Raw genomic sequence first — 21,342 nt, 5'->3', positions numbered from 1 at the left:
GAATGCTCTTAATTTGAGTCCTGTTTTTTTGAAAGGAAGCAAGCCGATTGATGCAATTCTCCGCTTGAATGTATTGAAAACAATTCAGGTTTATTTTCTTTGCACATATCGAACACGGATCCGCATCGCGTGGAATAATGACATCCAAGAGGATATTGATCCGGCGAAGGTACGATTCCTTGGATTGGAAGAAGATCATGAACCGATTTGGCGAGGGATGGTATGGATCTGAGCAAGTCGATCGTATAAGGATGGTTTGGCGAATCGATCACGGAATCCGTATCTCCGAGTTCGGCGATTCTTCCCGCATACATCACTGCAATTCTGTGCGCGATGGTTCCTACGAGTCCGAAGTCGTGCGAAATAAAGAGGATCGACATTTGATTTTGTTTTTGAAGATTTAAAAGAAGTTCCACCAGTTGCGCTTGGATCGTCACGTCAATCGCGCTTGTCGGTTCGTCCGCGATTAGAAGGGATGGGTCGCACATCAGGGCCATCGCAATGCTGATCCTTTGTAAAATTCCCCCGCTCATTTGATTGGGATAAGAATAGAGTCTTTGTTTGATATCGGTGATTCCGACCGAAGAAAGAAGATATTCCGCTTTTTCGATCGCTTCTTTTCGATTGGGAGAAATATGCATCAGATACGCTTCTATCATCTGATCTTCGATTTTCATCAAAGGATTTAACGCCGCAAAAGGTTCTTGAAAAACGTAAGAAATTTCTTTTCCACGAATCTTTCTCAATTCTTTCGGTGAAAGTTTTAAGAGATCTTTTCCTTGATACAAAATTTCTCCGGATTTGACTCTGGATATATTGGAAGGAATGAGTCTTGTTAGCGCAAGAGCGGTCAGAGACTTTCCACAACCCGATTCCCCGATCAAAGAAAGAATCTCTCCTTGTTTTATATCGAAGGTCAAGTTTTGAAGAACCGGGAGCCATCGATTTTCAGAAAAAAGATCGAGCGAAAAATTCTTAACTTGTAAGAGAACGGAAGAACTCATTCGTACACCGCCTTCTCTCTTGAATCAAAAGAATCGCGTAAACCTTCTCCGATAAAAGAAGTCAGAAGGATCGTCAGAAAAAGCGCCGCGGATGGAAACGTAATCAACCACCAAGCGCTCAATCTTTCTCTTCCCTGTCCGATCATTTCTCCCCAAGAAGGATTGGGGGCGGGGATTCCGTAACCTAAAAAGTCCAAGGCGCTCAAGATGGAAATGGATCCGATCAGAGTGAATGGTAAGAAGGTGACTAACGGAGTGATTGCATTCGGAAGAATATGTCTTACCATGATTCGAAACGAACTCACACCGAGGGCCTTTGCGGAATCGACGTAAGTCAACTGTTTGAGTTTATAAAATTCTCCACGCATGTAATAGGAAATTCCGATCCAACTCAATGCCCCGTATGTGATGAGAAGAACCGTAAAACCTCTTCCGAAAAAAGCTCCTACGATCAGGATCAAATATAGAAAAGGAATAGCGGAGAGAATTTCGATGATTCTCTGCATTAAGATATCCAACTTTCCGCCGAAGTAGCCTTGCATACCGCCGATCAAGGTTCCCATTGCCAATTCTAAAAATACGAGAATCAATCCAAAACTAAGCGCGTTTCGATACGCGTAAAAAACTCTCGTGAACACGTCTCTTCCTCGATCGTCCGTTCCTAACCAGTGTTTGGCATTGGGAGCCGAGGGAGGAGTATCGCCTTCGTCCAGACTTTCTAAATTGTCTTCGTTGTATCCGTAAGGAACCGGAGCAAAGAGAATCCAGTTTGGTCCGGATTTGAAGTCTTCTCTCAGTGCTAACTTTTTGTAATTGGGAGGAGTTAGATTCTCTCCTCCGAACTGAGATTCCGGATAAAAAGAAAAAACGGGATAATTCCATTTCCCTTGATAACTTACGATCAAAGGCTGGTTTGTTGCGATCAGTGGAGCGAATAGAGAAATCGCATAAGAAATAATTAATGTGATTAAAGCATACCAGGCCCTGCGATTGGCTCTGAACTTTAAAAATCTTTTTTTAAGAATCGGACTTAGGATCATTCGAACTGAATCCTTGGATCGATCAAGACGTAGCAAAAATCCGAAAGAATATTTCCGATCAGAGAAAGAAAACTCTGCACCAATAAAAGTCCCATCATCAGTTCCGTATCTCTTTCGGTAACTGCTTGAAAACTCATAAGTCCCATTCCGTCGATATTGAATACGAGTTCGATGATAATAGAACCCGCGAGAACAATACTGAGATTGTTTCCAAAACCGGTCGCGATGGGGATCAGAGAATTTCGAAACGCGTGTTTGAAAATCGCATCTTTAAAACTGAATCCTTTAGAAAGAGCGGTTCGAACATATTCTTTCGAAATTTGATCGAGGAGAGAATTTTTCATCAACAAAGTAAGGACTGCGAAAGAACCGGAGACGTAACAAATTACCGGAAGAAACATGTGTTGGATTCTATCGTTTATCTTTTCCCACGCGGAAAAGGATTCATACTCGTCGGAAACTTCGTGCCCGAGCGGAAAGATCGAAAGAAGTTCCCCGGAAGCAAACGTATAAAGAAGAAGAACCGAAAACGCGAACGCAGGAATGGAATAGATGATTAAGATAATTCCGCTCGTCGTAATATCGAATTTTTCTCCGTTTCGAAGGGCTTTTGAAATTCCAAGAGGGATACAAATCAGATATGAAAGTAGGAATCCGGAAAGGCCAAACGTGAGAGAGACTGGAAGTTTTTCTAAAATCAAATCCGTCACCTGACGGCTGTGAAGTCTTGATTCTCCCAAATTGAAAGTAAGAATTTCTTTGAGCCAATAAAGATAAGCGATTCCGACGGGCTTATCCAAATGAAGCCTTTTTTTTATGATGTCGATTTCTTCTTCTGAAATCGTTTTTGCGCTTCCCCCTTGTGCGTTTGCGTAACCTCGGATCTTAGCGATCTCGGTTTCGAGCGGTCCTCCCGGCGCAAAATGAGAGATTAAAAAAACGATAAAGGTCATTCCCAATAACGTTGGAATGATGAGAAGAAATCGTTTTAGGAAATATTTTTTCATTTCATTTCCGTCTCCCGGATAAACAGTTTCGAAGAATCAGATCACAAGACAAAGTCTTTTTCAAAAAAAGAATTTCAATAATTGATAAGAGAAATCTTCGAATCTTCCTTTTTTGTTCTAATTCTGGTTTCCTTTGAGTTCGAGATATCCGGTTCCTTTTACTTTTTTTCCGTTTCGAGTCCCTCTGATTTGAACGGCTCCTTCCCAATAACTAAATCCCGTCGTCGATCTTGAATCGAATTCCTGATCTTCAAAAACGGGTTCGATTTTCAGATCGAGCGCGGCCTCTTTTTCGGAAGAGTCAATAAATAAATTCCAAAGAAGAGGATATTCTTTCTGAGTTTTTGCGCTTTTCCATTTCGAAGAATTATGGGAAAAGGAAACTTCTCCTTCCTGGTCCAAGCCGACTTTTTTTCCGGAGTTTAACTTTACGGTGGCGAAAGATTCCGATTTTGAGTTTGGAGATTCTCTAAAATTGAATGCCATGATTTTAGTTCCGTCTTCGAGTTGAATGCAGATCCAATCCCAGGAATTGGCGCGATCGGAAAGTTCCGCGTTTTGGGAAGAATCAAACGGGCTGCTCCATTCGTGATCCATCCAAGAATCCCCGCTTACGATTTGGATTTTTTTTTCACCGATCGTAAGTTCTCCCTTTGTAAAAAGTCCGGGGATACTATAATAATAAGAATAGAAATTAGGATTCTTTCGGCTCTTGATTGATTTTCCGTTGTCCCCGTGCAAAAGAATATCGGAAGTTTTCGCGTTCAATTTTAAATCTAAGGAAAGGGAAGAATCTCCTTTGCCTTTTGCGATTAAACGGAAATCGGTTTTTCCAAGAATTTTCATCGAGTATTCGCCGCTATAAATTTGTCCCGAGTCATAGTCGGCCATTCCGCCTAACTTACGTTCGATGGTCTGCGAGATGAAATGTTTTTTATTTTCGAAATCCGAAATCGCGAAATGAACCGGGAAAACTTCCTTATTCTTTCCAAACGTCCCTTTGAAAAAACTCAGCTCGTATCCGTATTCTTTTCCTTCCGAGGATTTTAAAACTCCGACGAAGTAACACCATTCTACTTTGTATTTGGAGTGAAACGAATGATCTTTGGGAAAGACAAAAGGACGATCGTCCGCGAGAAGCGGGGAAAAAAAGAAGAATAAAAGATAGATTCCGATTCGACTTCTGGCTGCGAGTAAGAAGAAGTTGTATTGATTCCTTTTATTCATCATGCGATTCTCCGAGATTCTTCGATTTTCAAAACTACTTTCCATCGGACTTTTCCTTCCGCAGTTCGTCATTTTAGGAATCTATTTCCGGAAACTCTATTTTAAATTTCTTACCTTTTGTCCCAATCAAAACTTTTTGACCTGGGATCCCGATGCAAGATTGGTTACTTCGATTCGATTTGCGGAAGCATTTCGTTCCTTCGATCTTTGGACCGTTGTGAAATTGTCCTTTGATTCTCCGACTTGGCCCGTGCTACGAAATTTTCCCGAAGCCCTGATCGTTTTCTTTTTCGGTCCCGGAGGAACTCCGGTGTCTTTGTTTACGTTTGCGGAATTGATCGTTTTGTTCTGTCTCGTTCCCTGGATTCTCTTTCGATTTACTGAAAAAAAATCTTGGATCGCGACCGCATTTTTGTTTCCGCTCGTTTGGGGTGGTCTGTTGCAGAATCCCGGATGGATGCATTACACTTTTTCCGGAATGCTCGAGATCCAAGGCGGGTTATTTTATCTTCCCGCAATTCTTGCTTTTTGGGAATTGCAAAAACATCCATTTAAAATAGAAGAATCGTATTCCCCGTGGTTTTTATTTTTTAGCGTGAACGTTTTGTTTCATACAAAGTATCCTTACGGTTATATTTTTATTTTTTTCGGATCCTTGTATTTATCCTTTTTTCGTTTTCAAGAAACGAAAGATCTTACTTTCAAAATTTTGAATTCGTATCGGAAGAATGGAAATAAATCGATTTCGATTTTGATCGGAGTTTTTCTGATTTTTGTTTCCGTGGTTTTTTCAAAGGAAATTTTACCCGGAAAAACAAAAGGGCTTTTGCGTTATGTGGGATCACTGATTTTTTGGATCAGCATCAGCTATTCTCTTTGGAAAGAATTTTATCCTTCTCGAGCAAAGAAAGAAGATGTTTTGTTTTCTTTTGAAGGTCTTTCGCCTGTTTGGAAATATTTTTGGACCTACTCAATTCTTCCGATCGGATCCTGGGTTTTATTACATCCGGATCGTTTTTCCAGTTCCAGCAGTACGATCGGGCACGCGCAGGGTGCGGGTTTATTGCCGGGACAAGGCGACGGTTCCGTTTTTACCCTGACGTATTTTCAAGAGATTTTTGAGAATTCGTTTTACGCTCCTTACGGAGGCGCTTTTCTTTTATTCGGTTTGTTTTTGGGATTCGGTTTCGGAATTTTTCAATATAGAAAGGAAAAACAAATCAGTGCGTCTTTTTTTCTTATACTCTCCATTTTGGTTTCGATTCTCGGATTGACGCTGATGACTCCGAATCATCAAAGCCGACACGTCTATCATTTGTATCCCTCGATGCTCGTCGCGATTGGAATTTTCTGTTATGAAACCTTTGTTTCCAAGAAGTTTCGGATTCTTTCCTTCGGAGTATATTTTGTTTTTATAATATTTACGGCCGTCTATTTGGTTTACAATCAGTTCAGTGTCTGGGAAAAAACGAATCTTTGTTTTTCCGGAGTGGACCGGAGTTTGTTTTACACGGCGGAGGATGCAGAAGACGTTTTTATGAAAAACGTAAAACGGAATTCTGTTTTTTGGAATCGATTGCCTTTGGAACATCACAATCGGCCGGACCTAACTCTTTCCTTTTATCGCGCGGGTTTTATCAATCGCCAGGAAGTGAGGGAAAAATTAAAGAAAGAAGAATTCAATTTGGAGAAGACTTCTTTGACAAAGCCGGATTGGTTTATCGCGGCAAAATCCTGTGAAGAGATCGAAGGAAATCTCTGGTCTTCTTTTCAGGAGATCAAGTTTTCGAAAGAAGTCGAACAGTTTCCGATTCGCGGGGCTTGTATCGTTCAAGTGAAAGGCTCTCAATAACTTTCAAGAATGTGAACAGCGCGTATCAATCGTATTTTAATTAGATCTTCTTTTCATCCACAGTGATTTGGAGGTCTTTACATTCGATTTTAACATTCTAAAATGGATTCGGTTTTGTGAAAGAATTTTGAATCGGGTTGATTTTGTTTTTTAAAAGAATTCCGCGACAGGGATCGAAATGGAAATCCTGCGATGCGCCATCCCCTTTTTAAAGTTTTGTTTTTACGGATAAGTCGAATGGCGCTTTGCAGATTGCAATGAAGAGCCCGGTCCTGCGAAATCTCGATACAACTCCTCTTTACAATTCGGCTTCGCAGGAGTCGCCCTGAGATTGAGATCTAAAATAATTTTTCCCAAACATAAATTCCGGTAAAAAATTCCATTCCCGCCGCGAGTGCGATGTGCGCGTAAAGGCCGCCTCGAATCGAATGAGTTCGAATGCTCAACGCTCCCATGAGCAATCCTCCAAAAAAAGAACTTAGAATTTCTCCGTTTGGTTTTTGAAAGTGGACCAATCCATAAACTAGAGCGCTCATTCCCACTGCATGATATCTTCCCGCCGCGGAAAGATATCTTATGAGAAACTTTCTAAAAAAGAATTCCGTAAAGTAGAACGTCGCGAGATAAACGATTTCAAAGATCAGAGTTTTGATCCAAGTTGCGTGATATAAAAATTGTTCCGTACTCAAAGGCGCTCTCGGATAAAATTCTTTAAATCCGGGAATGAAAGATCCGATCGCAGAAAGAACAATTCCTATTATCAAGATCGGATAATAAGACGGTGTTTTCTTTTTTTCGAATGGAATCGGATTCGTTTTGCTTTTATAAAAATCGTAGATCAAAGGAATCAAGAGAAGCGGAAACAATTGAACCATCTGTTTGAGAACCTTCCAAGACCAGAACATGGAGTCGTTCGGAAGATATATTAGAATTTTTTCATACGGTAGATCGAAAAGTTCGAGGGCGATCAGACAAATCCAAAATACAAAAAGAAAACCGATCGCTCCCGTTTTCCGCAAAAGACGTTTTCTTTTTTTGGAAAGATTCCAATAAAATAAAAATATTAGAATTCCGTACAATAGTACAACGCCGGTTGCCCTTGTCCAAAAATCTTTCGACGTAAGAAGAGGGAATCCGAATTCTTCATTTAGAAAGAGGATGAGAAAAGCGGAACCGTAGAGTCCAAAAAGAAGAATGTAGATTTTTGAATTCTTCCGGAAGAAACCTCTTAAAATCGAAATGATTTCCATTTAGAACTGATTGGAGTTTGTCGAATAAAAATTTCCAATACTTTCCGTAGGAGATCCTACAAATGGGCCCTCGTCTTTTTCGTTGCAAAGGGCGTGATTTTGTGATAGGGAGAAATTTCGGAATTTTTCCCGCGAGCCCTCCTCCTCCGCCCAATCAGGGTGGGGGCGCGCGTTTTACGGGTGATGTAGGAGTTCCTACAAAATTCTTATCTTAATCTCTGAAATTTCCAGTAATACCGAGAAATTGTTCTAAAGAAGAGTCGTATATCAAATATAGTTTACAAAAATTCCAATATATAGGACTTTGGTAAAAAAATAGCTCTCTTTTTTCTGAAATTTGAGCTATTTCTTGGTTCAATTTTAAAATCAAGCTGGATGCGGGAGCATCCAATTCGAGACTGAGATATCACGAACATGTTACCGCAAGAATTAGAACAAAAACTTGCATCTCTGAGCCTAGAAGACTCCTTAGAATGGATTAGTAAGGAGTTCGGAGAGTCTGCGGCCTTCTCTACGAGCTTAGGCCTTGAGGACCAGGTTATTACCCACGTTATCTTTTCTAGAAATTTAAAAATCCGAGTCTTTACTTTAGATACCGGTCGTCTCTTTAACGAAACCTACGATCTTCACAAACTTACAAATGCAAGTTACGGTAAAAAAATAGAAACTTTTTTCCCGGATACAGTTTCGGTTCAAAATCTGATCAATACAAAGGGACCGGATAGTTTTTACGATTCCGTCGATAACAGAAAAGAATGTTGTTACATTCGTAAAGTGGAGCCTCTCAATCGCGCTCTAAAAGATACCAAACTTTGGATCACCGGAATTCGTTCCGAACAATCGGATTCCAGAGGATCTCTCACAAAAGTGGAACTGGATTCTTCTCGTAATATTTTGAAATACCATCCGATCCTTGATTGGAGTTTGGAAAGAACCCAGGACTTTATCGCGACGTATCGAATCCCCGTGAACGTCTTACACAGCAAAGGATTTCCTTCGATCGGTTGTGCGCCTTGTACTCGTGCGGTTGCGCCCGGAGAGGACATTCGTTCCGGAAGATGGTGGTGGGAAGAAGACAATCAAGAATGCGGACTTCACGTAGTCGACGGAAAATTAGTCCGTCAGAAGTCCGGTCCTAAAAGAGCAATATGAATTCAACTATGAATAAATCCAGACTTACACATCTCGAACAACTTGAAGCGGAATCGATTTACATTCTTCGTGAAACCGCTTCCCAATTTGAAAGACCCGCTCTTTTGTTTTCCGGCGGAAAAGATTCCATCACGTTAGTTCACCTTGCCCTCAAGGCGTTTCGTCCCGGGAAATTTCCCTTTCCTCTGGTGCATATCGATACAGGTCATAACTTTCAAGAAGCCCTTGACTTCAGAGACGAACTGGCTAACAAAATCGGTGAGAAGCTGATCGTTCGTTACGTTCAAGATTCTATCGATCAAGGAAAGGCTGTCGAAGAAAAAGGCAAGTTCCCGAGTAGAAACGGTATTCAAACCGTAACGCTTCTCGATACAATCGCTGAATTCAAATTTGACGCTTGTATCGGCGGCGCTCGAAGAGATGAAGAAAAAGCCAGAGCGAAGGAAAGAGTTTTTTCAGTTCGCGACGAGTTTGGTCAGTGGGATCCGAAACTGCAAAGACCCGAACTCTGGAATATCTATAACGGCAAGATCAGTCCCGGTGAAAACGTTCGCGTTTTTCCGATTTCCAATTGGACGGAGTTGGACGTTTGGGAATACATTCGTAAGGAAAACATAGATCTTCCTTCTTTATATTTTTCTCATACTCGTCAGATCATCTATCGCGAGAATCTTCTCTTCCCTGTTTCTAAGTTTATCACGATCGACGCAAACGATCGCGTGGAAGACAAGGTCGTTCGTTTTCGCACCGTAGGCGATATGACCTGCACTGCAGCAGTCGATTCTCAAGCGGATAACATCGACGATATCATCCTTGAAATTCAGGCGACTCGAACTACGGAACGCGGTTCCAGATTGGACGACAAACGTTCCGAGGCCGCTATGGAAGATAGAAAGAGAGGAGGATACTTCTGATGGATTTATTACGTTTTATTACCGCGGGAAGTGTGGACGACGGGAAGTCCACTTTGATCGGAAGACTTCTCTACGATAGCAAATCGATCTTCGAGGACCAACTCGAGGCGATTGAAAAAACCGGCAGAGGAAACAACGGCCAGATCAATTTGGCTCTTCTTACGGACGGCCTCAAAGCCGAAAGAGAACAAGGAATTACGATCGACGTCGCTTATAAATATTTTTCTACCCCGAAAAGAAAGTTTATCATCGCGGACGCACCGGGTCACGTTCAATACACGAGAAACATGGTGACGGGAGCTTCCAATTCCAATCTTGCGATCATCTTGATCGACGCGAGAAAAGGTGTGATCGAACAGACCTATCGTCATTCTTATATTACTTCGATGCTTCGAATTCCTCATCTCGTGGTTTGTATCAACAAAATGGACCTCGTGGAGTTTTCCCAAGTTAGATATGAAGAGATCAAAGCCGAGTATCTCAATTTCGCTGCTCGCTTGGATATTAAGGATATTGAATTTATTCCGATCAGCGCCCTCAACGGCGACAACGTCGTAGATCGATCCGAAAATCTTTCCTGGTATGAAGGAAGAACTCTTCTTTCTCATCTCGAAGAAGTTTATATCGAGAGTGATGAGAATTTTGAAGACGCTCGTTTTCCTGTACAATACGTCATCCGTCCACTTTCCGACGAACATCATGACTACAGAGGTTATGCCGGTCAGGTTCGCAGTGGAATTTTTAAGAAGGGCGATGCAATCACCGTTTTACCAAGCGGTTTTACGAGCACGATTGAAGCGATCGATACTTACGCTGGCGAAGTGGAAGAAGCGTTTCCTCCGATGTCAGTGACGATTCGTCTGAAGGATGAGATCGATATTTCGCGTGGAGATATGATCGTAAAATCGGACAATCTTCCGATCGTTTCACAGGATATCGAAGCCAATATCTGTTGGATGGATTCCAAATCTCTTTTGGCGGGAAATAAATACCTTCTTCGTCAAACAACAAACGCAGTAAAGGCGATCGTGAAAGAGATCGAATTCAAAGTCGCTCCCGATACTCACGAAAAACAAGACGCGGGAAAAGGTCTCACGTTAAACGAAATCGGAAAGATCAAAATCAGAACTGCGAAGCCTATGAGCTTTGATGAATATAGAATCAATCGTACCACTGGAAGTTTTATCCTCGTAGACGAGGGAACCAATTCTACCGTCGGCGCCGGTATGATTACCGGAGTTGGAGCATAAACTTCATGTTGGCCTCCGATTCTAAATCCGATCAGATAAAACCGGGAAAGGTTTTTCTCGTTGGGGGTGGTCCCGGAAATCCGGAAGACTTGACTCTGCGCGCGTATCGGATTCTTACAAAGGCGGAAGTCATTTTGTATGACGCGCTTTTGGATCCTTCTTTTCTGGAGATTTTTCCGAAGGACGCTGTGGTTCACTACGTCGGAAAACGTTCAGGCGCTCACTCCGCCACACAAGAGGAAATCAACCAACTTCTTCTTTCTTACGCCCTCTCCGGAAAAAACGTAGTCCGTCTGAAAGGAGGAGATCCCTTTGTTTTCGGTCGCGGCGGCGAAGAATTAATCACATTAATCAATCATAATATAGAATACGAAATCGTTCCCGGTGTGAGTTCTCTCAATGCGGGGTCTTCTTTCGCGGGATTCCCTTTGACTCACAGAGGTTTGTCTCGTCAGGTTTTGATTATGGACGGACATACCGTTCTCAATGAAGAGACGGATTGGGAATGGTTTGCAAAGTTCAAAGGAACGATCGCTCTTTTTATGGGAACGACTTCCTTACCTAAAATCGCAAAGTTACTTTTAGAACACGGAAGTTCGGAAGATCTTCCCGTCGCCCTCGTTGAAAACGCTTCTCTTGAAACGTGTAAGGTTCAAATCTGCACTCTCAAAGAAGCGGCAGATTCTTATCTGGAAAAAAGAACCAAGGGTCCCGGCATCGTTTATATCGGAAAGGTAGTTCAGTTTTTAGAAAAAGACAAATCTACGGCATTCTTTTCGCAAATTTCGGAGGAAAAGAATGAGTCGTAAGTATCCAGCGTTTCTTAATTTAGAAAATAAGAATATTCTTTTGATCGGCGGCGGCAAGGTCGCTCTTGAGAAACTTCCTCATCTCATTGATTGTGGAGCGAAGATTACGATAATCACTCTGGAAGCTTGTAAAGAAGTGACTTCCATTTTAGAGAAACATTCCGAAATTAAAATTGAATATAGATCCGTGGATTTTTCCGATCTCCAAGGAAGAGCTCTTGTTTTTTCCGCGACTAACGATTCCGAACTGAATCGTAGACTTTGTGAATACGCTCATTCCTGGAAGATTTGGATCAACTGCGCAGACGATCCTTCCAACTGCGATTTTTATTCGGCGGCGGTTTTGGATCGTGGTCCTTTGAGAATCGCGATTTCTACCGAAGGCAATTTTGCGGGTTTGTCAGGCGTGGTTAAATCCGCGTTGGATGAACTGATTCCAAACGATCACGAAGAAGATTTTCAAGAGTTGATAGAATTTAGAAAAGAACTCAAATCGATACTGCCCGATGCCGATCGCAGAAAAAGAGTTTTAAAAAATCTTTTACAAACTCTCAAGGAAGAATATTTCAGCGCTTCCACAAATCAAAAATAGAAGAACGAAATCATAAACCCGAAAAAGGAAAAAATCTAAATCATGTCAGAAACAAAAGAACTATCTCCGGTTGAAGAAACTAAACTGAACTCAAATAATCTGAGAGGTAAAATCGCCGAAGGTATCGATCAGAACATCGATTCTTATGAAGAAGATGAAAAACAATTACTAAAATTTCACGGACTCTATCAGCAAAAAGACAGAGATCGTAAGAAAGACGAAAATGGTAATGATATCGAAGCTCCTACCACCTTTATGATTCGCGGTAGAATTCCAGGCGGAAGACTTACTGCGGAACAGTATTTGGTTTGGGACGCGCTTGGAGACAAATTCGGCGGCGGTGCAATTCGTTTAACAACGAGACAATCGGTTCAGCTTCATACTCTGAGAATTTTTCATCTCCGCGACGTGATGCAGGAAATCAATAAGATCAATCTTTCCAGTATGGGCGCTTGCGGCGACGTGGTTAGAAACGTAACCCAGGCCGTAAATCCACACGGTAAAAAAAGTCTTCAACTTTTGGACGGAGTCGCTCAACTCTTATCCGACCATTTTAAATTTAAGACGAACGCTTACGCAGAAGTCTGGTTAGGCGATAAACAAATCAATAAGGACGAAGACGATCCGATCTACGGCAAAACCTATCTTCCTCGAAAATTTAAAATCGCTGTTACACTGGCCGGAAACAACACGGTCGATATCTACGCAAACGATATGGGATTTGCGGCTACCTTGAATTCGGACGGAAGCAAGATCGACGGTTATTTCGTTTTTGCGGGCGGCGGGTTTGGGATGACTCACAACAAACCGGAAACTTTTGCCCGCGCAGCGAGTCCTCTCGGATGGATTCCGGAAAACGCGTTAGTCGCTGTTGCAGAGGCGATCGTGACCGCGCATAGAGATTTCGGAGATCGGACCAATCGTAAACACGCACGTTTAAAATACGTTCTCGCTGATAAAGGCGTGGAATGGTTTAGAAACGAAGTTGAATCCCGCTCTAATACAAAGTTCGATCAAAACAAGACACTTCCTGTATGGGAAACTCCTTCCTATTTAGGTTGGACTGAAAGAGAAGACGGAACTTTGTCTCTCGGATTTCATACACTCGCTGGACGTATCAAAGACTTTCCGGGTAAACCTCTTAAATCGGCTCTGAAAGAAATTATCGGAAATTATAAACTCGGCGTTCAGATTACCGCGGATCAAGATTTGATTTTGATCGGAGTTCAAAAAGCGGATCAAACAAAGATCGAAAAAAGATTAGAAGAATTGAATGTGAGTCCGAAAAGTCCGCATCCTCTTTTTGATCGCGCACTTGCTTGTCCCGCGCTTCCAACTTGCAGTTTGGCTCTTACTGAATCCGAAAGAACGTTTCCGGAGTTATTAAACGGAATTCAGAAGGTATTAGAAAAACACGGGCTCAGCGATCGTGCTCCGGTTGTAAGAATGACCGGATGTCCGAACGGTTGTGCGCGACCTTATTCCGCGGAAGTTGGAATCGTAGGTCAGCAGGCTGGTGGAAAGTATTCCTTGTTTTTCGGAGCAGATTCCGAAGGAACCAAAGTAGGGGAATACGTAGCTAAGAAAGTTGCTTTCACGGATATCCCGGCCCAACTCGAAAAGGCCTTTATTCTTTGGAAAGAAGAAGGAACTCCGGGTGAAAAATTCGGCGATTTCGTAAACCGTTTTCCTCTCGAAAGATTTAGAGAAGCTTTAGGATCGATGTAAGAATATTAGAAAAAACGAATTTCTTCGACAACGGGTTTCATCTTTGCGATTTTTCCCTGAGTCGAAGAAACTAAGTAAATATTTCCGGCATGATTTAAAACCGCCGTAATTCCACTAATCGAAGTTCCGATAACGTCTTGATAGTTTGCGGTAATGTCTCCAAACTCATTCATTGCGATCACGAATCCTCTCGGCGAATTTCTCGCATATAGAAAACTCGGCAGTCCAACCAAAAGATTTTTGATCTCCGGATATTCTTGTGTTTTATCCAAGATTTCGTTTCTATAAAACGGAACTCCGATCCAAAACGATCCTCCATTGCTCGAAACCAGCCCGGGAATGCCCGGCATATTCGTTAGAAAGAATTTTTCGATTCCTCGTTTAGAACCGAAAAGTGGAACGGAAGAAACTCGGTGACGAAAAGGTTCAACGACTAATAGAAAATTTTCATTGGAAGACAAGGCGATCCCGGTCGGGTAATACAATTCTTCATTCAAGATTTCTAATGAGTTTAAATTCTTATCCGCCGTAAGAATCATCCCATTCGGAAGCGCTGACAATTCTTCCAAAAAAGAATCTTTGTAAGAATGAGTTTTGCTGGAAACGGTGAAGTAGATTCTCCCGTCTCGAGCGATGTCGATCGCGTGGGGAAAACGCAGGGGACTTCCGTCGGGGAGTTTGGAAATGAGAATCTTTTGGGACCCGTCTTTATGAATGGAAACGATTCCTACCTCTTCCACACAGACCAAAAGATTTCCCTGTCGATCAAAACTCATTCCTAAGGGTCTTCCTTCGACGGTTGCAAAAACTTCCACCTTTTCGTTTGTACGAATTCGGATTATTTTTTTGTCTTTGGTTCCGGTATAAATAAAACCCGAAGTATCAACGGCGATTCCGTAAGGTTGTTCTAAAACTTCTGTATGGATCCATTCCGCTTCGAGAAGATGATTGTTTTTTTCAGTATCAAAGGGAGAATCCGGGAGATAACTTTCCGTTACAACTTTGCCGGAACGAAAAAATAAAATTCCTAAGAATGCCAGCGAGGTTAGTATAAAGACGAATAGAAAGAGGGTAATTTTTTTAAGCATGATCTCTGAAAACGGGTCTTTGTCTTTGGTTGAATCTTCTTACTTCAAAGTGTAAATGATTTCCAGTGGCTCTTCCCGTTTGACCGACCTCTCCTATCTTCTGACCCTTGCGGACTTTTTCACCGGGACGAACCGCGATCGAACTCAAATGACCGTATAACGTTTCGTAGCCGAGTCGGTGATTCAAAACTACTAAATTACCGTAACCGCCCTTTTTTTCGGAGAAGGAAACTTCTCCGTCCGCGGAAGCAAAAACGGGAGTACCTTCTTCCGCGGCGATGTCCATTCCCCCGTGAAACGTTTCCTTTCTCGTAAAAGGATCTTTTCTTTTTCCGAAACGGGAAGATATGATTCCTTCGTCTCCGAGCGGACGAAAAAAAGCCATTCCGTAAAAGAAAGATCTTTCTTCTTTGGGAAGTCCTTTTCCCGGGATAAACCACATTCCTTTGGTTTCGTCGTAATTGACAAACTTCTCGGCGAGATTGTATTTTTTGGAAAGTTTTTTCTGAACGGAAGGAGAGTTATCTTTTTCGTCCGAGTCGTAGATTCCGCGCATGTTCGGAATCATGAGTTCCATTCCAGGATAAATATCATAAGGGGAAGAGAGGCTATTTACGGAAGAAAGTGTATCGATATCCATTCCCGTTCTGGCCATGATCTTGAAAAAATTATCTTCTTTCTTCACTACGTATCGATAGAATTCAAGAGACGTCAGTTCCGATCTCTCTAAATTGGAAACCGAGATTCTAAGATTGTTCTTCACGTCTTCCCTAAGACGTTTGATGGATTGGTTGTTGTAATCAAGATTTCGAAGAAGCTCCGATTTTTGACGGGAGTGGATTGGATTCTCGAAAAAAATAACCGCGAGGATCACAGTAATCATTCCGATTGGATACCTGAGAGATCGTATCATGGTCTTATACTTGTAGAATCGGCTGATTCTAAAAAAACAATGACGCAAAAAAAGAGACAGAAATGCTTGTAACCGAGACTCCCGATCCAATGGAATCCTTAGAAAATACCGGCACGCCGAAAAACAGACCGTTTGAGCCGGTGTTTATCGCATTTCAACAGCTTCTTGTTTTAATTCTCGGGACGTATGTCCTTCTTCCTTTGATCGCCACTTCGATCGTTCTCACGGTATTGATTTCGAAAGAATTACCGAGCGACTTTCCTTATTTGGACGCTGAAACCAGAGCGGAGATCTACAAAGAAACCACTGAGAAATTTCAAAAAGAAATTCAAACCGATACCAAGCAAATCTATCAACGTTATATCGAAGTGATGGTAAAGGAAAAACCTTGGCTTTTGATCGTCGATCGTTTGATTTGGGCGCTCTGTTTTATTCTTCCCGCTTACTTTATACTCGTTCGTTTTTTCAAAGCCGAATATTCCAATCTCAGTGATCCGTTCACTCTAAAGACGATGTTTACGGGAGCCGGTCTGGGAGCCTTGGTTTTTCTTTTTGTAATTGTCTTCGGTTTTTTTCTAACCAAAATTTTTGGAAAACAAACTCCGAACGAATTTCAAGAAGTTCTCTTTCGAGAGATGAAAGGAAACCGTTCCTTGTTGCTTTGGTCCTTATACAGCGTGGGATTGATTACCGGAATCGTCGAAGAAATTTTCTTTAGAGGATTCTACCTGAAACAATTTCAGGCCAAAGGTTTGGAGATGCCGGGTTTGTTATTTACTTCCGTAGTATTCGGGCTCGTTCACTACAGCGGACAATCTTCGATCAGCGTTCCTATCTTACTGAGTTTTGTAGGAATGTTCTTCGGACTTTTTTATCTGAGAACCGGAAATATCTGGTATTCTATCTCCGCGCACGTTAGTTACAATTCCATCATGTTATTGATCGCCTTTATCAAAGGGGGAGATATTCAGTGATACGTTTTTATATCGTTTCGATTCTATTCTTTTTGGTAACGGCACCGGCGTTCGCTTCCGAAGTCATTGAGATCGAAGGAAAGATCGAAGACAATAACATGAGAGTTTTCGCGGCATTGAATAAGTTTGCGGAAGGCTCCGTTAAACTCAGCAAAAAGACAAAAGGTTTTAAATATCATTATACGAATCCTTGGTATTCAAAGTATACGTTTAACGTTTATTTGGGAGAATTCGCAAAACGTGATAACGTAAGTATTATGCGGATCGAAGCTCCCAAAGCAGGAATGGAAAAAGCGTTTCGGAATTATTTTCAGGAAGAATTACAGAGAAAGGATGCGAATGGAATCGGGTCCGTGACGGGGGCTTCTTCGACGGGCGAAGAGCGTTTCGAAAAATTGGAAAAGAAATCTCATCTTATTTCTCAAGGTTTAAATTTAGTTTCACCCGCGTTTTCGGTAATGTACAACGCTCGAAAATCTCCAGTTTATACTTCGGGAGACGCATTTTCTAGATCTTCTTTTTATTTACTTACGGATTTACTCATCGGCGGACTCGCTTATTATTTTGTAATGAGCAATAACGATAAAAAAAGTTCTGTGGACAATCTTCTTAACAAACACGGTCCCAGCGGTAATGTCTTCGATGCAAAATACAGCGGAATTTTTATCGCAGCTATTGCACTTCCGAGGTTGTATCGCGCAACCGGCGCTCTGGAAGATACCACGACACACAATCGTCTATTCGAATTGTCTTATTCTTTTAAATACTGAAGTTAGAGAATTTCTTTTTCAAAAGGATCGTTCTTTGTTTTAACGGAACGATCTCATTCTGCTATCAAGATGAAAGAAGTAAAACAACCCTTATTCAGAATCAGCGGAAGAAGATCCTTATATTTCTACTGCATTCTAACCGGAATCGTCTCCGGTTTGGGAGCTTATCTTTTTTCAAGAATTCTCGCAGTCTCGGAATATTTGTTTTTGGACCGAGCCGCCGGTTTAGCTCTACCACATGCCTCTGGAGAATTTCTCATCGAGTCGAAAGATACATTGGATTGGGGAATACCTTTCTCCGATGAATACCGTCCCTGGTTGGTTTTTTTACTGCCGATCATGGGCGGCCTTTTGACCGGATGGATCGTAAATCGATTTTCTCCTGAATCGGGCGGAACCGGTTCCGATGCTATGATCGATTCCTTTCACAATCAGGAAGGAAAGATGAATCCGGTCGTGTCGCTTATCAAATCGGTTGCCACCGTCTTTACGCTTGCGAGTGGTGGAAGCGGCGGGAAGGAAGGTCCGATCTCTCAGATCGGAGCAGGCTTTGGATCCTTGCTCGCAACTCTATTAAAAGCAGGCGCGAGAGCAAGGCGTACGTTGTTGCTCGCGGGAACTGCGGGAGGTTTAGGCGCAATCTTTCACGCACCCTTAGGCGGAGCACTTACATCCGTGGAAATGATTTACAGAGAAGATATTGAAAGTGATTCTTTGATTCCTTGTATTATCTCTTCGGTTTCAGCCTATCTCGTTTATTCGAGTCTCAACGGCTTCCGAACCGTCTATCGAGTTGCAGACAACGAATTCTTTCGTTATACAGATCTTATTTTTTATTTGGCCTTGGGTGTTCTTTGTTTTTTATGCGGAGATATTTTTATAAGAATTTTTAGAAAGGTCCAAACATTTTCCGGCGCTCTTAAAATTTCTCCGATTCTAAAACCTGCGTTAGGCGGTCTTTTTGTGGGAACCGTCGGATTATTTTTGCCGGAAACGATCGGAACCGGAGCGGGAATATTGCAAGTCGCCCTGGACGGAAAGGATCCGATTGGAACTCAAGGATTGTTTTCTTCTGTTTATCAAGGAACCGGTCTTTGGCTTGTTGTCTTATTTTTTATTTTGGCGGGAATGAAAATTCTGACTACTTCGTTTACGATCGGAACAGGCGGTTCGGCCGGAATGTTCGGTCCTTCTCTTTTTATCGGAGGAATGTTGGGTGGAGGAGTGGGAACACTTGCAAAAGTTTTAATGTATCCCGATCTTTCCGTTACTTCTTTTATCTTGGTTGGAATGGGAGCCTTTTACGCCGGAGTTGCAAGTGCACCTATCGCCGGGATGATTATGATTTGTGAGATGATCGGAAGTTATACGCTTCTTCCTCCTTTGATGGTCGTGTCGATTTTGACTTTTGTTTTAAGTCATAAGCTGAGTTTATATAAGGCGCAAAAAGAAACTCGTTTTCAGTCGCCGGCTCATTTCTGGGATATGAACCGAGACTTTCTGGAAGAGATTCAAGTAAAGACTTGGAAGAATCGTTTGAGGACCATCGCCGTTACGAGAGATTATTTTCTTCTTTCCGAACTGGAAGAAGAAGCGTTAAAAATTCAAGCGAGCGATTACGTCGTTTTGGATAAACAAGATCGATATTTAGGAATTCTTTCTCTTCGAAAAGTTAGACATACTCTGGAATCGAGAAACGTCGCCGGAAACCTGATAACCGTCGGAGATGTAACGGATACTTCCGCCCCTTTTGGAAAACTGGAGGATTCTTTGGCGAGCGTATTGAGGCTTTTGATAGATCAGGATTTGGATAAAATCGCAATTATAGATCAGGGAGAATTTTTGGGATATTTACGTTTTGCAGATCTCATGAAAATATATTTCGAAAATACGTTCCCTAAAAGTGCCAAATCATTGAATTCTTCTCCCCAAAAGGGATCATAAATAGGTTATTGTAACGTACGCTCTAATTTTTTAGATATTTTTCTCGACTTTTTGCCCCTTCCTTTATAAAATAATCCGAACTTTTTAAAAATAACTGATATTTAATAATAATATCAGTGGATCGTAGAAGCAAAAAGGTATCTTTCCTTCATCGATTGGGTGGAAAGAGGGTAGGCGAAATTGAAAATTTTTAAGTTAAAAAGAACGATAGGGATCGCTTTGTTGTTGGGCTTTGGCTTTCACAAGAATGTCCACGCCGGAAGTTACGGCGATATCTACGGCGCTCATCCCGGAGCCGCAGGGATGGGAAGTGCGGTCACCGCTATCGTAAACAACTCTTCCGCTGTTTTTTATAATCCCGCCGGTTTAGGAAGACTTTCCGAGGGCGATTTGATTCTTGCGGCAATTGAAAAGGAAGCAAGAACTAATAATCCAGAGATTCCCAATCCGGAAAACAAAGACGCTTCTTCCACAACACCGCCTAACGTGGATCCGAACGATCCCGCCAATCAGCAACCCGCAGTAGTCGGTCCTTGGTACAAAAGATATTGGGCTGATACAAAAGAAGGTTTTACAAAAGACGTTTTTAAATATAAACCCGCGAACCGTCCTGAAAGAAGCGTACACGAAGTTACCTTTCAATACATGTACGCGAATCCGACTTCTCACACGACCGCGCCTCGAAATCAAAATCTAAATAAGATCAGGGATAGTTTTGTGGGTTTGGGTCTTACCCTCAATCTAAACGACATGTTTGATATGAGCAGAGGTTTTCGTTTTGGGATCAACGCGATCGTACCCGGAAGTGGAAATTTGCTCACCCTTAACGATCAAAATCCTACAGTTCCACGTTATCTGCAACAGGGCGTAAGCAATGAAAGACCGACCATTATGGGCGGACTTGGACTTGAAATTTGGAAAGACCGTCTATTTGCAGGAGTGGGTTTTACCGCACTTGCGGGAGGAACTGGAAGCATTTTGATGAAAGACGTTCCCATTTCTCCGGATCCGGTTTCTGCGAATTCACAAGTAATTCTTACCGTTAAACCTTTGATCAATCCTACCTATGGTCTTCAATTTTCTTACGGTAAATTTAGTTTAGGAGCTTCTTACAAAAGAGAAACAGTAATGCAAGTGGATCCGGTTCCTGCGAGAGCGCAAACTACTCTTCTTGGAATTCAGTTGGATTTTGATCTTGCGATCTTGGACGGATTCAATCCTAGAGTTTTTTCTTACGGACTTGGATTTAGACCTAACGACCGTTTGGTGCTTAGTTTCGATATAAACCGTGAAATTTGGAGCCAATTCAAATTATCGAGAATCAAAGAAAAATATTCCGAACCCTTATATCTTCACGATACCACGAACTTTCGAATCGGCGCCGAATATGCTCTCTTCAAATTCTTAAAAACGAGACTCGGATTTGCGACAAAGCCGACCCCTCTACCCGCGATGCCGGGCGCAAATAACTGGATGGATTCAGATCGGAATATTTATAGTTTAGGTTTTTCTTATGTATTCAGTCCTACTACTTTCAAATTTATGAACCGTCTTAGAAAACCTCTGATCTTTGACATCGTGATCGAAAATCATCAATTGAAATCGAATGAAGTTCATAAATACAATCCGACCGAACGAAATCCGAATTATTCCTACGGCGGTTATATCTGGACCGTCGGCGTTTCGATGACGATCTTCTTCTAAACAATACTCAAGCGCTCTTTTTGATCTTGGAAAGAGCGCCATTTCGTAACGAGTGTTATTTTAACGATACAGTATATCTTCGCTTTCGTTCCTTTTTTGTTGACAGAGCGTTCGCTACAGAATC

At 42.0% G+C, this 21,342-nt stretch carries 18 protein-coding genes; 11 read left to right on the top strand and 7 right to left on the bottom strand.

The annotated features are described in order from the left end of the window. Nucleotides 1–8: 8 nt before the first annotated feature. The 4 genes from A0128_RS18750 to A0128_RS18735 form a co-directional block, all read right to left on the bottom strand. Nucleotides 9–1,004 carry an ABC transporter ATP-binding protein gene (locus A0128_RS18750; protein ID WP_069608904.1) on the bottom strand — a complete coding sequence of 332 codons (996 nt, stop codon included), beginning with the start codon at nucleotides 1,002–1,004 and terminating at the stop codon, nucleotides 9–11. After that, nucleotides 1,001–2,044: an ABC transporter permease gene (locus A0128_RS18745; RefSeq protein WP_069608903.1), complete on the bottom strand. Its 1,044-nt coding sequence runs from the start codon at nucleotides 2,042–2,044 to the stop codon at nucleotides 1,001–1,003. The genes A0128_RS18750 and A0128_RS18745 overlap by 4 nt, the downstream gene beginning before the upstream one ends. Then, complete coding sequence (locus tag A0128_RS18740; RefSeq protein ID WP_069608902.1) at nucleotides 2,041–3,051, bottom strand: ABC transporter permease subunit; 1,011 nt, start codon at nucleotides 3,049–3,051, stop codon at nucleotides 2,041–2,043. Before A0128_RS18740 ends, A0128_RS18745 begins: the two co-directional genes overlap by 4 nt. A gap of 117 nt (nucleotides 3,052–3,168) precedes the next feature. After that, entirely contained in the window at nucleotides 3,169–4,281 is a 1,113-nt protein-coding gene (locus tag A0128_RS18735; RefSeq protein WP_069609406.1) for a lipocalin-like domain-containing protein, read from the bottom strand. On the opposite strand from A0128_RS18735, the gene A0128_RS18730 reads away from it, so the two are divergent. Beyond that, a complete protein-coding gene (locus tag A0128_RS18730) occupies nucleotides 4,280–6,130 on the top strand; it encodes a hypothetical protein (protein ID WP_069608901.1) in 1,851 nt (616 codons plus the stop codon). The two genes, A0128_RS18735 and A0128_RS18730, sit on opposite strands and share 2 nt — an antisense overlap. 338 nt (nucleotides 6,131–6,468) lie before the next feature. On the opposite strand, the gene A0128_RS18725 is transcribed toward A0128_RS18730, so the two are convergent. Further along, nucleotides 6,469–7,380 (bottom strand): CPBP family intramembrane glutamic endopeptidase, encoded by a 912-nt coding sequence (locus A0128_RS18725; protein WP_069608900.1) that lies wholly within the window; start codon nucleotides 7,378–7,380, stop codon nucleotides 6,469–6,471. 414 nt (nucleotides 7,381–7,794) lie between these two features. Here A0128_RS18725 and A0128_RS18720 point away from each other — a divergent pair, with 414 nt between their 5' ends. The 6 genes from A0128_RS18720 to A0128_RS18695 are packed head-to-tail and all read left to right on the top strand — an operon-like array spanning nucleotide 7,795 to nucleotide 13,825. After that, nucleotides 7,795–8,532, top strand: coding sequence for a phosphoadenylyl-sulfate reductase (locus A0128_RS18720; RefSeq protein ID WP_069608899.1), 738 nt, complete (start codon nucleotides 7,795–7,797; stop codon nucleotides 8,530–8,532). Between the two features lie 8 nt (nucleotides 8,533–8,540). After that, nucleotides 8,541–9,446: a sulfate adenylyltransferase subunit CysD gene (gene cysD / locus A0128_RS18715; RefSeq protein WP_069609405.1), complete on the top strand. Its 906-nt coding sequence runs from the start codon at nucleotides 8,541–8,543 to the stop codon at nucleotides 9,444–9,446. Beyond that, nucleotides 9,446–10,696 (top strand): sulfate adenylyltransferase subunit 1, encoded by a 1,251-nt coding sequence (locus tag A0128_RS18710; RefSeq protein WP_069608898.1) that lies wholly within the window; start codon nucleotides 9,446–9,448, stop codon nucleotides 10,694–10,696. The genes cysD and A0128_RS18710 overlap by 1 nt, the downstream gene beginning before the upstream one ends. Nucleotides 10,697–10,701: 5 nt before the next feature. Then, complete coding sequence (cobA, locus tag A0128_RS18705; protein WP_069608897.1) at nucleotides 10,702–11,505, top strand: uroporphyrinogen-III C-methyltransferase; 804 nt, start codon at nucleotides 10,702–10,704, stop codon at nucleotides 11,503–11,505. Further along, nucleotides 11,495–12,097 (top strand): precorrin-2 dehydrogenase/sirohydrochlorin ferrochelatase family protein, encoded by a 603-nt coding sequence (locus A0128_RS18700; RefSeq protein ID WP_069608896.1) that lies wholly within the window; start codon nucleotides 11,495–11,497, stop codon nucleotides 12,095–12,097. Before cobA ends, A0128_RS18700 begins: the two co-directional genes overlap by 11 nt. A 42-nt stretch (nucleotides 12,098–12,139) precedes the next feature. Continuing rightward, a complete protein-coding gene (locus A0128_RS18695; RefSeq protein WP_069608895.1) occupies nucleotides 12,140–13,825 on the top strand; it encodes an NADPH-dependent assimilatory sulfite reductase hemoprotein subunit in 1,686 nt (561 codons plus the stop codon). Nucleotides 13,826–13,830: 5 nt separating this feature from the next. Here A0128_RS18695 and A0128_RS18690 read toward each other — a convergent pair whose 3' ends face one another. Then, nucleotides 13,831–14,913 (bottom strand): SMP-30/gluconolactonase/LRE family protein, encoded by a 1,083-nt coding sequence (locus tag A0128_RS18690; protein ID WP_069608894.1) that lies wholly within the window; start codon nucleotides 14,911–14,913, stop codon nucleotides 13,831–13,833. Beyond that, complete coding sequence (locus tag A0128_RS18685; RefSeq protein WP_069608893.1) at nucleotides 14,906–15,826, bottom strand: LysM peptidoglycan-binding domain-containing M23 family metallopeptidase; 921 nt, start codon at nucleotides 15,824–15,826, stop codon at nucleotides 14,906–14,908. The genes A0128_RS18690 and A0128_RS18685 overlap by 8 nt, the downstream gene beginning before the upstream one ends. 62 nt (nucleotides 15,827–15,888) lie before the next feature. On the opposite strand from A0128_RS18685, the gene A0128_RS18680 reads away from it, so the two are divergent. The 4 genes from A0128_RS18680 to A0128_RS18665 all read left to right on the top strand — a co-directional run bounded on the left by A0128_RS18680 (nucleotide 15,889) and on the right by A0128_RS18665 (nucleotide 21,218). After that, nucleotides 15,889–16,800: a CPBP family intramembrane glutamic endopeptidase gene (locus A0128_RS18680; protein WP_069608892.1), complete on the top strand. Its 912-nt coding sequence runs from the start codon at nucleotides 15,889–15,891 to the stop codon at nucleotides 16,798–16,800. Then, the gene (locus tag A0128_RS18675) at nucleotides 16,797–17,570 is read left to right on the top strand and encodes a hypothetical protein (RefSeq protein ID WP_069608891.1); all 774 of its coding nucleotides are present in this window, start codon (nucleotides 16,797–16,799) and stop codon (nucleotides 17,568–17,570) included. Before A0128_RS18680 ends, A0128_RS18675 begins: the two co-directional genes overlap by 4 nt. Before the next feature lie 69 nt (nucleotides 17,571–17,639). Beyond that, nucleotides 17,640–19,514, top strand: coding sequence for a chloride channel protein (locus A0128_RS18670; protein WP_069608890.1), 1,875 nt, complete (start codon nucleotides 17,640–17,642; stop codon nucleotides 19,512–19,514). Between the two features lie 180 nt (nucleotides 19,515–19,694). After that, nucleotides 19,695–21,218 carry an OmpP1/FadL family transporter gene (locus A0128_RS18665; RefSeq protein ID WP_069608889.1) on the top strand — a complete coding sequence of 508 codons (1,524 nt, stop codon included), beginning with the start codon at nucleotides 19,695–19,697 and terminating at the stop codon, nucleotides 21,216–21,218. Nucleotides 21,219–21,342 lie beyond the last annotated feature (124 nt).

Source organism: Leptospira tipperaryensis, from assembly GCF_001729245.1.
Taxonomy (GTDB): domain Bacteria; phylum Spirochaetota; class Leptospiria; order Leptospirales; family Leptospiraceae; genus Leptospira; species Leptospira tipperaryensis.
The sequence above is the reverse complement of the archived record's forward strand: the minus strand, read 5'-3'. Positions and strand labels throughout refer to the sequence as shown.

Excerpts from the sequence above, each read along its gene's own strand:
- A0128_RS18750 (WP_069608904.1), bottom strand. The coding sequence starts at position 1,004 with ATGAGTTCTTCCGTTCTCTTACAAGTTAAGAATTTTTCGCTCGATCTT.
- A0128_RS18745 (WP_069608903.1), bottom strand. The coding sequence starts at position 2,044 with ATGATCCTAAGTCCGATTCTTAAAAAAAGATTTTTAAAGTTCAGAGCC.
- A0128_RS18740 (WP_069608902.1), bottom strand. The coding sequence starts at position 3,051 with ATGAAAAAATATTTCCTAAAACGATTTCTTCTCATCATTCCAACGTTA.
- A0128_RS18730 (WP_069608901.1), top strand. The coding sequence starts at position 4,280 with ATGCGATTCTCCGAGATTCTTCGATTTTCAAAACTACTTTCCATCGGA.
- A0128_RS18735 (WP_069609406.1), bottom strand. The coding sequence starts at position 4,281 with ATGATGAATAAAAGGAATCAATACAACTTCTTCTTACTCGCAGCCAGA.
- A0128_RS18725 (WP_069608900.1), bottom strand. The coding sequence starts at position 7,380 with ATGGAAATCATTTCGATTTTAAGAGGTTTCTTCCGGAAGAATTCAAAA.
- A0128_RS18720 (WP_069608899.1), top strand. The coding sequence starts at position 7,795 with ATGTTACCGCAAGAATTAGAACAAAAACTTGCATCTCTGAGCCTAGAA.
- cysD (WP_069609405.1), top strand. The coding sequence starts at position 8,541 with ATGAATAAATCCAGACTTACACATCTCGAACAACTTGAAGCGGAATCG.
- A0128_RS18710 (WP_069608898.1), top strand. The coding sequence starts at position 9,446 with ATGGATTTATTACGTTTTATTACCGCGGGAAGTGTGGACGACGGGAAG.
- cobA (WP_069608897.1), top strand. The coding sequence starts at position 10,702 with ATGTTGGCCTCCGATTCTAAATCCGATCAGATAAAACCGGGAAAGGTT.
- A0128_RS18700 (WP_069608896.1), top strand. The coding sequence starts at position 11,495 with ATGAGTCGTAAGTATCCAGCGTTTCTTAATTTAGAAAATAAGAATATT.
- A0128_RS18695 (WP_069608895.1), top strand. The coding sequence starts at position 12,140 with ATGTCAGAAACAAAAGAACTATCTCCGGTTGAAGAAACTAAACTGAAC.
- A0128_RS18690 (WP_069608894.1), bottom strand. The coding sequence starts at position 14,913 with ATGCTTAAAAAAATTACCCTCTTTCTATTCGTCTTTATACTAACCTCG.
- A0128_RS18685 (WP_069608893.1), bottom strand. The coding sequence starts at position 15,826 with ATGATACGATCTCTCAGGTATCCAATCGGAATGATTACTGTGATCCTC.
- A0128_RS18680 (WP_069608892.1), top strand. The coding sequence starts at position 15,889 with ATGCTTGTAACCGAGACTCCCGATCCAATGGAATCCTTAGAAAATACC.
- A0128_RS18670 (WP_069608890.1), top strand. The coding sequence starts at position 17,640 with ATGAAAGAAGTAAAACAACCCTTATTCAGAATCAGCGGAAGAAGATCC.